General features: G+C 65.5%; 11 protein-coding genes. 5 read left to right on the plus strand and 6 right to left on the minus strand.

The genetic code is table 11. The features are described from left to right. Window positions 1-31: 31 nt before the first annotated feature. Together gor and pgi are read right to left on the minus strand one after the other, a co-directional pair. Window positions 32-1,378, minus strand: coding sequence for a glutathione-disulfide reductase (gene gor, locus MTR65_RS07915; RefSeq protein WP_243798895.1), 1,347 nt, complete (start codon window positions 1,376-1,378; stop codon window positions 32-34). A 276-nt stretch (window positions 1,379-1,654) separates the two neighbouring features. Beyond that, complete coding sequence (gene pgi, locus MTR65_RS07920) at window positions 1,655-3,175, minus strand: glucose-6-phosphate isomerase (RefSeq protein ID WP_243798897.1); 1,521 nt, start codon at window positions 3,173-3,175, stop codon at window positions 1,655-1,657. Between the two features lie 167 nt (window positions 3,176-3,342). Between pgi and lepB the strand changes: the two genes are divergently transcribed. Genes lepB through MTR65_RS07940 form a run of 4 tightly spaced genes read left to right on the plus strand, consistent with a single transcriptional unit; the run spans window position 3,343 to window position 6,894 of the window. Next, a complete protein-coding gene (gene lepB / locus MTR65_RS07925; protein WP_243798899.1) occupies window positions 3,343-4,233 on the plus strand; it encodes a signal peptidase I in 891 nt (296 codons plus the stop codon). 3 nt (window positions 4,234-4,236) lie between these two features. Next, window positions 4,237-4,905, plus strand: a complete 669-nt coding sequence (gene rnc / locus MTR65_RS07930; RefSeq protein ID WP_039392767.1) for a ribonuclease III — start codon at window positions 4,237-4,239, stop codon at window positions 4,903-4,905. Beyond that, on the plus strand, window positions 4,902-5,813 hold the full coding sequence (gene era / locus MTR65_RS07935; protein ID WP_243798901.1) for a GTPase Era: 912 nt from the start codon (window positions 4,902-4,904) through the stop codon (window positions 5,811-5,813). The genes rnc and era overlap by 4 nt, the downstream gene beginning before the upstream one ends. Window positions 5,814-5,859: 46 nt before the next feature. Continuing rightward, complete coding sequence (locus MTR65_RS07940) at window positions 5,860-6,894, plus strand: SGNH/GDSL hydrolase family protein (RefSeq protein WP_243798903.1); 1,035 nt, start codon at window positions 5,860-5,862, stop codon at window positions 6,892-6,894. A 159-nt stretch (window positions 6,895-7,053) separates the two neighbouring features. Here MTR65_RS07940 and MTR65_RS07945 read toward each other — a convergent pair whose 3' ends face one another. The 4 genes from MTR65_RS07945 to plsY all read right to left on the minus strand — a co-directional run bounded on the left by MTR65_RS07945 (window position 7,054) and on the right by plsY (window position 11,940). Then, window positions 7,054-7,233, minus strand: a complete 180-nt coding sequence (locus tag MTR65_RS07945; RefSeq protein WP_243798906.1) for a hypothetical protein — start codon at window positions 7,231-7,233, stop codon at window positions 7,054-7,056. A 113-nt stretch (window positions 7,234-7,346) separates the two neighbouring features. Further along, a complete protein-coding gene (topA, locus tag MTR65_RS07950) occupies window positions 7,347-10,007 on the minus strand; it encodes a type I DNA topoisomerase (protein WP_243798908.1) in 2,661 nt (886 codons plus the stop codon). A 180-nt stretch (window positions 10,008-10,187) separates the two neighbouring features. After that, window positions 10,188-11,339: a DNA-processing protein DprA gene (gene dprA / locus MTR65_RS07955; RefSeq protein ID WP_243798910.1), complete on the minus strand. Its 1,152-nt coding sequence runs from the start codon at window positions 11,337-11,339 to the stop codon at window positions 10,188-10,190. A gap of 19 nt (window positions 11,340-11,358) precedes the next feature. Then, on the minus strand, window positions 11,359-11,940 hold the full coding sequence (gene plsY / locus MTR65_RS07960) for a glycerol-3-phosphate 1-O-acyltransferase PlsY (RefSeq protein WP_243798912.1): 582 nt from the start codon (window positions 11,938-11,940) through the stop codon (window positions 11,359-11,361). 161 nt (window positions 11,941-12,101) lie between these two features. On the opposite strand from plsY, the gene murI reads away from it, so the two are divergent. Continuing rightward, window positions 12,102-12,947, plus strand: coding sequence for a glutamate racemase (murI, locus tag MTR65_RS07965; protein WP_243798915.1), 846 nt, complete (start codon window positions 12,102-12,104; stop codon window positions 12,945-12,947). Window positions 12,948-13,242: the final 295 nt, after the last annotated feature.

Raw genomic sequence — 13,242 nt, forward strand, 5'->3', positions numbered from 1 at the left:
CTGCGGCGAGGCGGACCGTGTCGAATGCGCCCTACTTCAGGAGGACCAGTTCTTCGGACATGGTGGGATGCACCGCGACGGTTGCATCGAAGTCCGCCTTGGTCAGCCCCGCCTTCACGGCCACGGCAGCAACCTGGATGATTTCGGGCGAATCCGGGCCGATCATGTGCAGTCCCAGCACCTTGCCGGTCTCGGGCTCGCAGATCATCTTGTAGAGCGCGCGCTCGTTGCGATGCGCGAGCGCGTTCTTCATCGGCCTGAAATCGCTGGTGTAGACCTTGCACGATCCAAACGCCTTGGTCGCCTCGCTCTCGGTCATGCCGACAGAGGCAATCGGGGGATGGCTGAACACCGCCGAAGGGACGCAGCCATAATCGACCGTGGTCGGCTTGCCGGCAAAGACAGTGTCGGCAAAGGCCTGGCCCTCGCGGATCGCGACCGGAGTGAGCTGGATGCGGTCGGTCACATCACCCACTGCGTAGATGCTCTCGACGCTGGTGCGGTTGTACTCGTCCACCGCGATGGCGCCGCGATCGTTGGTCGCAACCCCCACCTCGCCAAGGCCTAGCCCTTCGACGTTGGGCACACGGCCCGTGGCGTAGAGTACGCAGTCGACATCCATCGGCTCATGGTTGGTCATGAAGACCTTGAGCGAGCCGTCCGCGTTCTTCTCGATCTTTTCGAACTCGGCCTGGAAGCGGAAGTCGATGCCCTTGGCCATCGATATCTGCAGCAGGCGGTCGCGCATGGCCTCGTCGTAGCCGCGCAGGATCTGGTCCGAGCGGTTCATGATGGTGACCTTCGCGCCGAACTCGTTGAAGATCCCGGCGAACTCGTTGGCGATGTAGCCGCCGCCCGCGATCAGGACCCGCTGGGGAATGGCGTCGAGATGGAAGGCCTCGTTCGAGGTGATGCCGTGTTCGTGCCCTTCAAAGCCGGGCACGAAAGGACGCGCGCCCGTGGCGATGAGGATGACCTTCGCCGTCTTCACCTCGCCGCTCGAGAGCGTGATCTCGTGCGGGCCGGTGATCGTCGCGCGTTCGTGGAACACCTCGACGCCGTTGTTCTCCAGCGTCTGCATGTAGAGGCCGTTAAGACGGTCGATGTCGTTGAGGACATTGTCGCGAAGCTTCACCCAATCGAATTTGGCCTCACCGATTTCCCAGCCGAAGTGCTTGGCGTCCTCAAGATCCTCGGCGAAGTGGGCGCCGTAGACGAGCATCTTCTTGGGCACGCAGCCACGGATCACGCAGGTGCCGCCCACGCGAAACTCCTCGGCCACCGCCACGCGCGCGCCATGGGCCGCGGACACACGGCTGGCGCGCACGCCCCCCGAACCGGCACCGATGGTGAAAAGGTCGTAATCGTATTCGGACATCTGCTGGTCGCTCCCGGCGCGTGGGCCTTGCATTCGAGACTATGGATCGCTGCGCGGCATATGGGCCGGGACAGGTCCCTTTGACAACCGCGCGCCCTTATTGTTTGCCTAGCAAACAATCGAGACTATGCAAGAAGGAAGGATTCCGGGGGCCATCGCCCTCGGGCTCCCCAAAACGGGCAACCTCACCTTTCCCGCGCCAAGCGGGCGCAGAATAGTGAGGTCGCCGATTTTGGGGTCAAGGGGCGATGGCCCCTTGAATCCTCTGTTTATACTTCAGGCGATCCCGGCGGCCTGGAGCAGCGCTTCGGTCGAGGGATCGAAGGTCGTGCCCCCCTTCTCGATCTGCTTGGCAATCGCCTTGCCCAGTTCGACGCCGAACTGGTCGAACGGGTTGATACCCATGAGGACCGCGTTCGCGAACGTGCGGTGTTCGTGGAAGGCCACCAGCGCGCCGAAGGTGGCGGGCGTCAGGTCGTCGAGAAGGATCGTCGCCGAAGGACGGTCGCCCGGATAGGCGCGCGCCGCGTCGTCGCTCGCCTTGCCCGCCATGAGCGCGGCGCCCTGCGCAAAGCAGTTGGAGAGCAGGATGCGGTGGTGGTCCTCGGCCAGGTCATCGCCCGGTGCGATGCAGGCGATGAAGTCCACGGGCACGAGGTTCGTGCCCTGGTGGAGAAGCTGGAACACCGCGTGCTGCGCATCGGTCCCCACGCCGCCCCAGGTGATCGGCGCGGTCGGCCCGTCGACGGGGGTGCCGTCCGCCTTCACGCTCTTGCCGTTCGATTCCATCTCGAGCTGCTGGAGATAGTCGGGCAACAGCGCCAGGCGCTGGTCATAGGCAAAGACCGCGCGGGTCTGGCAGCCGCGCAGACGCGCGTAGTACTGGTCGGCAAAGGCCGCGCGCAGCGGCAGGTTGTCCGCCCCGTCGGTGTCACGGAAGTGCTCGTCCATGGCGGCAGCGCCCGCAAGAAACTCGGCAAAGTCCGGCCACCCCAGCGCCATCGCGACCGGGAAGCCGATCGAGGACCACAGCGAATAACGCCCGCCCACGCTTTCCGAGAACGGCAGGATGCGCGTTTCATCGACGCCCCATTCGACCGCCTTCTCCGGCGAGGCCGTCAGCGCAACGACACGGCCATAGGGATCGGCGACCTCGTTCTCCCGGAACCAGTTCATCACGCTTTCCGCGTTGGTCATGGTCTCGATGGTGGTGAAGGTCTTGGACGCGATGGCGAGCATCGTGGTTTGCGGATCACAGGCCCGCAGCGCGCGCTCCAGCGCGACCCCGTCGATGTTAGAGACGACATGGACATCGACCAGCGCGCCTTCTTCCGAAAGCGCATCGACCGCCAGCGCCGGGCCCAGCGCCGAACCGCCAATGCCGACGTGGATGAGGTGCTTCACCTCGCCCATCGCCCCGCGCAGGATCGCCTCGACAATCGCCGCGGTCTTGTGGTGGTAGTCGAGCGCGAGCTGGACGCTCTCTTCCTTGCCCACGCCGCGCTGGGCCGTGTGCTCGGCCGCGCGACCTTCGGTCGGGTTGACGATCTCGCCCGCGAACAGCGCCGCGCGGCGCCCGGCAAAGTCCATGGCGCTTGCCAGTTCCTCGAAGGCGGCGATGTGCGCGTCGTCGAGGTGGGTCTTCGACCAGTCGAATCGAATTTCGCCCAGCGTCTCTTCCTCGCCCAGCTCGAAGCGGGTCGAAAGCTTGTCGAGGCGCTGCGAATCGCCATCGAAGAGCTCGGTCAGGCTCGGTTTTGCAAGCCCCTTGAGAGCGTCCCAGATCGCGTCAGTCATGCCAGTCTCCTCGTTCATGGCGCATTTGGATCGCCTTATGGTTACTGCAGATGCGAAAACCAAGCCGTTTCACAAGAGCGGCGATGCGCCTGTACCCGGTCGAGCCAAGTTCGCCGCTCCTCGGCAATTCACTTGACCTTTGGGGCCTCGGGCAACATGGGTCGGGCATGAGCGAAACCGACAGCGTTCCCGACACGGCGCCCGCCGCCAAGGCGCCCCAGCCCCCAGCGGCCAAGCCTGACGAAAAGCCCAAGAAGGACGAGAACTTCTTCGCGTTCCTGTTCTGGCTGGTGCTGGGCGTGGTCGTGCTGCGCAGCTTCATCGTCTCGCCGTTCAACATTCCCAGCGAATCGATGCTGCCGCGCCTACTCATCGGGGACTATCTGTTCGCCTCGAAGTGGTCCTACGGCTACTCGAAGTACTCGCTGCCCTTCAGCGCGCCGCTGATCCCGGGCCGTGTCTTCGCCAGCCAGCCCGAGCGCGGCGACGTCGTCATCTTCAAGGCGCCCCCGGGCAACGACCTCGACTACATCAAGCGCGTCATCGGCCTGCCGGGCGACGAGATCCGCATGCAGGGCGGCCAGGTGATCCTAAATGGCACGCCCGTACCCAAGGAGCGGGTCGACGACTTCATCCTGCCCGTCACGCAGAACATGCGCGATTCCGCCAAGACGGAAATGCGCCTCCCCTGCGTCGAGCCGCGTTTCGAGATTGTGCGCGCCGATGGCTCGTCGGCCTGCCGCTACCCGCAGTACCGTGAAACGCTGCCCAACGGGGTCAGCTACAACGTGCTCGACATGGGCACGCGCGAAAAGGACAACACCGGCACCTACATCGTGCCCGAAGGCCACATGTTCCTGATGGGTGACAACCGCGACAACTCGCTCGACAGCCGTTTCCCGCCGATCGAAGGCGGCGGCATCGGCATTGTCCCGCAGGAAAATCTGGTCGGCAAGGCGGCGCTGATGATGTTCTCGACCGACGGTTCGGCCAACTGGCTGCTGCCCTGGACCTGGTTCACGGCCGCGCGCTGGAACCGCATCGGTGGGACCTTCTGATCCGTGCTCACTGACGATACCCGCCGCTTTCTGGAAGAGACGGTCGGCCAGCCCATCGCGGACGAGGCGATCTGGATCGCCGCCCTCACCCACGGCAGCACCGGCGAGAAGCGCAATTACGAACGCCTGGAGTTCCTGGGCGACCGCGTCCTTGGGCTCTCCATTGCCGAGTGGCTCTACGAACACAGCGCCGAGGCCGAAGGCCGCCTGTCGCAGCGCCTGAACGCGCTCGTCAGCCGCGCGACCTGCGCCGTCATTGCGCGCGGCCTGGGCCTTGGCCCGCACATGCGCCTTGGCAAACAGGCGCGCGACGATGGGGGCGAGGACAGCGAGAACATCCTGGGCGACGTCATGGAGGCGCTGATCGGCGCCTGCTTCCTCGTCCACGGTTTCGAGGCTGCGCAGGCCATGGTGCGGCGCCTCTGGGCCAAGACGCTGGAGGGCAAGACCGGCCAGCGCAAGCATCCCAAGTCGGCGCTGCAGGAGTGGGCCGCGGGTAACCGCCGCCGGATGCCCGAGTACAAGCTGCTCGACCGCTCCGGCCCCGATCACGCCTCGCAATTCACCGTCGAGGTTGCTATTCACAATGTGGGCCGCGCGCAGGCCACGGCCAATTCCAAGCAGGATGCCGAAACCCGCGCGGCCGAGGAATTCATGAGGAAGTTTGCATGACGTCGCCCGAAAACAGCGCGGAGAAGTGCGGCCTTGTCGCCGTCATCGGCGCGCCCAACGCGGGCAAGTCCACGCTGGTCAACGCCCTTGTCGGCCAGAAGGTGGCGATCACCTCGGCCAAGGCGCAGACCACCCGCGCGCGCCTCATGGGCATTGCCCTCGAAGGCAAGGTCCAGATCATCCTTGCCGACACGCCCGGCATCTTCGCGCCCAAGCGGCGGCTCGACCGTGCGATGGTGGCCGCAGCCTGGGAAGGCGCGGAAGAAGCCGACGCGATCCTGCTCGTGATCGACCCGATCAAGCAGCGCCGCCACGAACTGGAGCCCCTGCTCGAGACGCTGAAGGACCGTTCGGAGCGCAAGATCCTCGTCCTCAACAAGGTCGATGCCTGCGCCAAGGAACCGCTGCTCAAGCTCGCCCAGGAACTGGGCGCTGCGGTCAGCTTCGACGAGATCTACTTCGTCTCGGCTCTGACCGGGGACGGCGTGCCGGAACTGAAGGCGCATCTGGCCGGGCTCATGCCCGAGGGCCCCTGGCACTACCCTGAGGAACAGGTGTCGGATGCCAGCGAACGCCTTCTTGCCTGCGAGGTCACGCGCGAACAGCTCTACCGCCAGCTCCACGAGGAACTGCCCTACGACAGCGCGGTTCGGGCCGAAAGCTACACCCAGCGCAAGGACGGCTCGGTCGAGATCCGCCAGCAGATCGTGGTCACTCGCGACAACCAGCGCGCCATCGTGCTGGGCAAGCGCGGCGCCAAGATCAAGGCCATCGGCGAGGCCGCGCGCAAGGAACTCGCCGAGATCCTGGGCCAGAAGGTCCACCTCTTCCTCCACGTGAAGGTCGAGGAAAACTGGGCCGAAACGAAAGATATCTACGAGGAAATCGGGCTCGACTGGGTCCGTTAAGCGTTTCCAACCAGACATTTACCCGCGTTCCCTTCCAGGAGGCACGATGACGTTCTTTTTCCGCGCGGGCCGCCTTGGGCTGGCCGCGCTGCTTACCGGTGCCTGCGCGCTTTCGATGAATGCGGCGCAGGCCCAGACGCCCTCCCCCATTCGCGTCGTACCGACCACGCCCGAACCGGTCGTGACCATCGAGGCGCCCCCGCCGCCCGAACCGGTAAGCCTGGAGGGCGAGCGCTATGTCGCGATGGGCTCCTCATTCTCGGCGGGCCCGGGCCTGCGCCCGGCCAAGCCCGGCCCCTACCCCCGCTGCGGCCAGAGCCAGAACAACTATCCCTCGCTCCTGGCCGAGCGATTTGGATTGAATTTGACGGACCGCACCTGCTCGGGCGCGATGACAACGAACATCCTGGGCCCCTGGAAGGAAATCCCCCCTCAGATCGAGACGGTCACACCCCAGACCCGGCTGGTGACGATCACCATCGGCGGCAACGATCTCAACTACATCGGCAACCTGTTCTCGGCGACCTGCCATTTCCGCAACGCAAACCGCGCGCCCGGCAGCAAACCGCGCACCTGCAACGCGGTGCGCACGCCCCAGAACGTGGATTACGCGCGCGTCGAGATGCAACTGAACGAGATCGTCCGCCGCGTGCGCAGCCAGGCGCCGCGCGCGCGGATCGTACTCGTCCAGTATCTGACCCCGCTGCCGCCCGCAGGCCAGCTGTGCGAGGCGACGCCTGTCAGCCCCGAACACGCCGCCATCGTGCGCACCATCGGCAAGCGCCTTGGCGAGATTACCGACAAGGTTGCCCGCGAGCGTGGTGTCCTCGTGGTGGAAATGAACATTGCCTCGAAGGGGCACACGCCCTGCGACGGCGAGAACGCCTGGATGATCGGCTCCCCGGCGGGCTACGACGGGAGTCTGGGCCTCCAGTGGCACCTCAACCTTGCCGGCATGCGCGCAACCGCACAGGACATCTCCTGGTGGCTGATCAACAGCGGCATCAAGGAAATCAATCCGCCTGCCTATGGAGATGCGCCTGAAGTTCAGAGCGAGGACGGCGCAGCTACAATCAGCTGATTTCAAGAAATTAAAAAGAGCATATCAAGGGGCCATCGCCCCTTGGACCCCGGAAATGGGCGACCTCGCCTTTCTCACGCCACGTGGCGCGCGGGAGGTGGAGCCAGACAGTTCGGGGAGCCCGAGGGCAATGGCCCTCGGAAACCTCTTGTTTCTACCTTACCGTGCCTTCGCGATGGAGAACCCGTGCTGGCGCGCGGCGTCCTTGGTCGATTCCTCGGTGCGGTTGAGGGCCTTGGCGATTTCCTTGAGGCCCTTACCCTTGCCCGCAAGCGTCTGCATCTTCTGCAGTTCTTCGGGCTTCCAGGGCTGCTTGTGCTTGGCGATCTTGTTGCTCACGGCCTGCTTTCCGGCCCTGACATGGGCCTCATCTGATTGGGGCTGAACTCAGCCCTTGGCTGATCCACGCCGCGGAGCGCACACAAGCGCATCCGCAGCGCGATCATGGGAACTTACGCGTCCCAGGGCACGTCGTCGCCCTGGTCCTCGCCCGAGGCAGTGGCCTTCTTCGCGGCGGCCTTCTTCGGCGCCGCCTTCTTGGCAGGCGCCTTCTTGGCGGCCGTCTCGCTCTCGCCCTCGTCGGCCTTCTTCGCCGCCGTCTTCTTGGGCGCGGCCTTCTTGGCGGGAGCCTTCTTCTTCGCGGGCGCCTTCTTCTTGCCCTTGGGCGGGCCCTTCGCGGCCTTGGCGTCGATCAGGGCGATCGCCTCGGCCTCGGTCAGGTCCTCGGGCTTGCTGTCGCGCGGGAGTGTGGCGTTGTAGGTGCCATCGGTCACGTAGGGGCCATAACGACCCGACATGACCTTCATCTCCCCCTCGCTGGTGGGGTGCTTGCCCAGGACCTTGATCGGCTCGGCCTTGGTCCGCCCACCGCCTCGGCCCGCAGCCGCTTCAGCGAGGATCGAGACGGCCGCGTTCATGCCCGTCTCGAACACGTCCGCGGTGGTCTTGAGCTTGCCGTACTTGCCATTGTGCAGGAGGTACGGCCCGTAACGTCCGATGTTCGCAACGATTTCCTCACCCGTTTCGGGGTGCGTACCGACCGTGCGCGGCAGGCTCAGCAGCTTGACCGCCCAGTCCAGATCAAGCTCGTCGATGTCCTTGGGGATCGATGCGCGCTTGGCTTCCTTGCCCTCACCCATCTGGATGTAGGGACCAAAGCGCCCGACCTTGCGCAGGATCTCTTCACCCGTTTCCGGGTGGGTGCCCAGTTCCTGATCGTCCTGCTGCTCACCATTGGCGCCAGGCTGGGCGAACTTGCGGGTGAACTTGCACTCGGGGTAGTTCGAGCAGGCGATGAAGGCGCCATAACGGCCCCCGCGCAGCGCCAGCTTGCCATCCGCGCACTTGGGGCACTGGCGCGGGTCCGAGCCATCATCCTTGGGCGGGAACAGGAAGTCGGACAGGAACTCGTCCAGTTCCTTGGTCACGTCCGAGGGCTTCAGTTCCATGATCTCGTCGGACTTGGGCTTGAAGTCGCGCCAGAACGCTTCGAGCAGGTCCTTCCAGGCCTGGCGGCCGTCCGAGACGTCGTCGAGCTCGTCTTCCATGCCCGCCGTGAAGTCATAGGCAACATAGCGCTCGAAGAAACGCTGCAGGAACGAGGTGAGAAGTCGGCCCGATTCCTCGGCAAAGAAACGGTTCTTCTCGGTCCGCACGTAGTTGCGGTCCTTCAGGACCTGGATCGTTGCCGCGTAGGTCGAGGGGCGCCCGATGCCCAGCTCCTCCAGCCGCTTGACGAGGCTCGCCTCGGAAAAGCGCGGCGGCGGCTGGGTGAAATGCTGCTCGGCGGTGACGTCCTTCTTGGCGGGCATGTCTCCCGCCTTCATGAAGGGCAGGAGACCGCTGTCATCATCGTCCGACTTGTTGTCCTGGCCTTCCTCGTAGACGGCCAGAAAGCCCGGAAACTTCACGACCTGCCCCGAGGCGCGCAGTTCGGTGCGTCCCGTTCCATCACGCAGAGTGACGGTCGTACGTTCCATCTGCGCCGAGGCCATCTGGCTCGCCATCGCGCGCTTGAAGATGAGGTCGTAGAGGCGCCCGGCATCGCCCGAACCCAGCTTGTCCTTGGTGAAGTCGGTCGGGCGGATCGCCTCGTGGGCTTCCTGCGCGTTCTTCGCCTTGGTCTCGTAGTGGCGCGGCTTGTCGGGCAGGAAGTGGCCATCATAACGGTCCGCAACGGCCTTGCGGCAGTCCTGGATCGCGCTCGGGTCCATCTGCACGCCGTCGGTACGCATGTAGGTGATCGCGCCCTGCTCATAGAGCCCCTGCGCGACGCGCATGGTCTGGCTGGCCGAGAAGCCGAGCTTGCGCGCCGCTTCCTGCTGCAGGGTCGAGGTGGTAAACGGCGGCTGCGGGTTGCGGCGGTGCGGCTTGGTCTCGACGTTCTCGACCTTGAAGGCCCCGCTCTCGACCGCGGCCTTCGCGCGCATCGCAACACCTTCGTCGCCGAGCGACAGGCGGTCGAGCTTTTCGCCCTCGAACTGGACGAGCTTGGCGGTAAAGTCCGTGCCATCGTGCGCCATCAACGCGGCGACCGACCAGTATTCCTGCGGCTTGAACGCCTCGATCTCACGTTCACGATCCACGATCAGGCGCAGCGCCACCGACTGCACGCGGCCTGCCGACTTGGCGCCGGGCAGCTTGCGCCAGAGCACCGGCGAGAGCGTGAAGCCGAACAGGTAGTCCAGCGCACGGCGCGCGAGGTAGGCGTCGATCAGGTCCTGGTCGAGCTCGCGCGGCTCCTGCATCGCCTTGGTGACGGTGGCCTTGGTGATCGCGTTGAACGTGACGCGCTCCACCTCCTTGGGCAGCGCGCGGCGCTTCTTGAGGAGTTCCAGCACGTGCCAGGAAATGGCCTCGCCTTCGCGATCAGGGTCAGTCGCGAGAATCAGGCGGTCGGCTTCCTTGGCCGCATCGGTGATGGCGCGGACCTGCTTCTGCTTGTCGCCATAAAGCTCCCAATCCATCTCGAAGCCTTCGTCCGGGCGGACCGAGCCGTCCTTGGGCGGCAGGTCGCGGACGTGGCCGTAGCTGGCGAGCACCTTGTAGTCCTTGCCGAGATACTTCTCGATGGTTTTGGCCTTGGCGGGTGACTCGACGATAACAAGCTGCATTTCAGACTTTCTAGTATGCCCCTCACGTGCGTGCGCATGCACATACACGTGTATGTGTGTACGCATAGGGTGGGAATCGGATGAACCGTTCGTCAAGCACCAATGCGTGACGGCGCGATGGCAAAGGTGGGGACGGTAGGGCCTGCGAACAAGGTTCCGGTGCGCAGCAGAGCCACCGACTTACCCCGCAAGACTGACCCGGCCTGCGGCATGGCGGGTCAGGCGCCCGGCCAGTTCCAGCTCGAGCAGCGCCAGTTGCACCGCCGAGGGGCTTGCCCCGGTCTGGCGGATGAGTTCATCGACGCAAACCGGCGCGGTGGTGAGAAGATCGGCGATTTGCGCCGGACTGTCATCCGCCGGCACGACATCCTCGGTGAAGTCCCATTCCGCCACGTCCTCGCGGAAGGTGGAGCGCGGGCTGGTGCCGTCGAAGGCGGTGATCAGTTCGCGCACGTCCTCGACCGACTGGACCAGCACCGCCCCGTCGCGGATGAGGCCGTTGCAGCCGTGGGCGCGCGGATCGAGCGGGGAACCGGGGATCGCCATCACCTCGCGTCCCATCTCGCCCGCCAGCCGGGCGGTGATGAGCGAGCCCGACTTGGGCGCGGCCTCGACCACCAGCGTGCCCGCACACAGCCCGGCGATGATGCGGTTGCGGGCCGGAAAATGGCGCGCCAGCGGCTCGGTGCCGCAGGGCTGTTCGGCAAGCAGCAGGCCTTTTTCGGCGACCTCGGCCTGGAGTGCCTCGTGCTCGGGCGGATAGGCGATGTCGATGCCGCTCGCGATCACGCCGACGGTCGCGCCGCCCGCTGCGAGCGCGCCTTGGTGCGCGGCTCCGTCGATGCCCCGCGCAAGCCCCGAGACGACGGTGAAACCTGCCTGCGCCAAGCCATAGGCGAAATCGCGCGCCAGCCGCACGGCGGCGGCCGAGGCGTTGCGCGCGCCCACCATGGCAACGCTGGGGCGATGCATGAGCGACAGATCGCCCAGACAGGTCAGGATCGGCGGGGCCCCGCTCACCTGCGCGAGCAAGGGGGGATAGTCCGGCGAATCGTGGAAAAGGTAGCGCGCGCCAAGCTTGCGCATCGCGCTCGTCTCGCCATCGATCCGCTTGACCGGGGCGGCGGTGTAGCGCTTGCCGCCCTTCCCCGCGAGATCGGGCAGCGCTTCCAGCGCGGCGACAGCGCTGCCGAAACGGCCCAGCAGCTGGTGGTAGCTGACGGGCCCGACATTGGGCGAGCGCAGCAGGCGGATGCGCGCGAAGGCTTCCTCCTGGCTCAGTTGCAGCCGTTCCTTCCCGACCGTGCCCGCAGGCTCCTTCGCCTCGTCCATTCGTCCCCGCAGATACGTTCTACTTCTTGCTGCCCACCTTGGGTTCGGTCCCCGCGATCAGGCGGCCGATATTAGCACGATGCTGGAAGAGGACGACAAGGGCAATAACCCCGAGCACCATCGCGGCCTCGTTCTGACCGACAAGGTAGGCCACGAGCGGCGCGATGACCGCCGCGCTCATCCCCGCGACCGAGGAAATGCGCACCACGGCCAGGAGGCCGATCCAGGCCACCGCATAGGCAAGGCCAATGGGCCAGGCATAGGCAAAGGCGATGCCCGCCGTGGTCGCCACGCCCTTGCCGCCCTTGAACTTGAGCCAGACCGGGAAGCAATGGCCGAAGAAGGCGCCGAGCGCGGCGAGCCAGGTCCACTCGGGCCAGAGCAGCGAGGTCATCGCCACCGCCGCGAGGCCCTTGGCCAGATCGAGCAGAAGGGTCGCGGCCGCGAGCTTCTTGTTGCCCGTGCGCAAGACATTCGTCGCCCCGATATTGCCCGAGCCGATGGAACGCAGGTCGTCCATCCCGGCAAGCTGGGTAAGCATGAGACCGAAGGGCACCGAGCCGAAGCCGTAGCCGACAAGAAGAGCAAGAATCCAATCCATGGCGCGCCCCATAGCCCGATTGGAAGGCAAGGCGAAGACATCTTGCGCGCGCAACTGCCGCGCAGGTGCGACCAGTTGCCGCTTCCCGCGTTGCGAGATGCGCGCTATCGCGGCTAACTGGAGCTTGGCTCAAGGTAGCCTAGTGGGCTCAAGGCAAGGTGATGGCAGGCGAAATTCTCGAAGCGGACACGGTCACGGCGGATATCGGAGGGCTCGACGCAGCCGCGCCCGTGCTGCTGTTCGATTCGGGCGTGGGCGGTCTCACCGTTCTCGACGAGGTGCGCCGGCTCCTGCCCGAGGCTCCGATTCTCTACGCCGCCGACACCGCCGGCCTGCCCTATGGCACCAAGACCGAAGCGCAGATTGCCGCCCGCGTGGCGGGTCTCCTTGGCCGCATGGCCGAGCGCTTTCGCCCCCGGCTCATCTGCATTGCCTGCAACACCGCCTCCACGATTGCGCTCGGCATGGTGCGCGAAGTCCTCGAAACGCCCATCGTCGGAACCGTCCCCGCGATCAAACCCGCTGCCGCGATGACGCAAAGCGGGGTCATCGGCCTTCTCGGCACCCAGGCGACGATCCGGCAGGGCTATGTCGACCGGCTCGAGCGCGAGTTTGCCGCCGACCAGCAACTCCTGCGCCACGGCGCGCCTGAACTGGTCGACGCCGCCGAAGCCAAGCTGCGCGGAGAAAGCGTCGATCCCGCCGCCATTTCGCGCGCGGTGGAGGCCCTGCGCGACATGCCCGGCGGCGAGCGGATCGACACGGTGGTGCTGGCCTGCACCCATTTCCCGCTGCTGGAGCCCGAACTTTCCGCCGCATTCGGGCCCGGCGTGCGCTTCGTCCACGGCGCGCAGGGGATCGCGCGACAGGTCGCCCGGCTGACACAAGGGCAGGCCTTTGCCCGCCGCGCGCCCGACCGCGCGCTCTTCACCGGAGATCCTGTGGCCGCACGCGCCTACAGCACGGCCCTTGCCCGCTTCGGGCTGGCGACCATCGAACACTTCTGACACCGGCCCAAGGGCCCTTCAGATTGAAACTCCTTGCAAACCTTGATGGCGATCAATGTTTGCACGTGGCCGCGCGGCAATAGGCACAGTCACGCAGAGAGCCACAGAAGCTTTCGCAAATCGGGAGAAAACCGGCATCACGGCTAGGACAAGGCGTCCACTTCCGCACAAAGTCGATACGTCTATATGGGACAACGTTCTGGTCATGGACCAAGGGATAATGTATTGGCCCGCAATACGGGGTAGAGTTCGTCTTTCCATGGGAAAGTCCCGAAAGGACTGGACCGGGGGACGG

The organism is Novosphingobium mangrovi, assembly GCF_022818885.1.
In the GTDB taxonomy this organism is placed as follows: domain Bacteria; phylum Pseudomonadota; class Alphaproteobacteria; order Sphingomonadales; family Sphingomonadaceae; genus Novosphingobium; species Novosphingobium mangrovi.

Excerpts from the sequence above, each read along its gene's own strand:
- gor (WP_243798895.1), bottom strand. The coding sequence starts at position 1,378 with ATGTCCGAATACGATTACGACCTTTTCACCATCGGTGCCGGTTCGGGG.
- pgi (WP_243798897.1), bottom strand. The coding sequence starts at position 3,175 with ATGACTGACGCGATCTGGGACGCTCTCAAGGGGCTTGCAAAACCGAGC.
- lepB (WP_243798899.1), top strand. The coding sequence starts at position 3,343 with ATGAGCGAAACCGACAGCGTTCCCGACACGGCGCCCGCCGCCAAGGCG.
- era (WP_243798901.1), top strand. The coding sequence starts at position 4,902 with ATGACGTCGCCCGAAAACAGCGCGGAGAAGTGCGGCCTTGTCGCCGTC.
- MTR65_RS07940 (WP_243798903.1), top strand. The coding sequence starts at position 5,860 with ATGACGTTCTTTTTCCGCGCGGGCCGCCTTGGGCTGGCCGCGCTGCTT.
- topA (WP_243798908.1), bottom strand. The coding sequence starts at position 10,007 with ATGCAGCTTGTTATCGTCGAGTCACCCGCCAAGGCCAAAACCATCGAG.
- dprA (WP_243798910.1), bottom strand. The coding sequence starts at position 11,339 with ATGGACGAGGCGAAGGAGCCTGCGGGCACGGTCGGGAAGGAACGGCTG.
- plsY (WP_243798912.1), bottom strand. The coding sequence starts at position 11,940 with ATGGATTGGATTCTTGCTCTTCTTGTCGGCTACGGCTTCGGCTCGGTG.
- murI (WP_243798915.1), top strand. The coding sequence starts at position 12,102 with ATGGCAGGCGAAATTCTCGAAGCGGACACGGTCACGGCGGATATCGGA.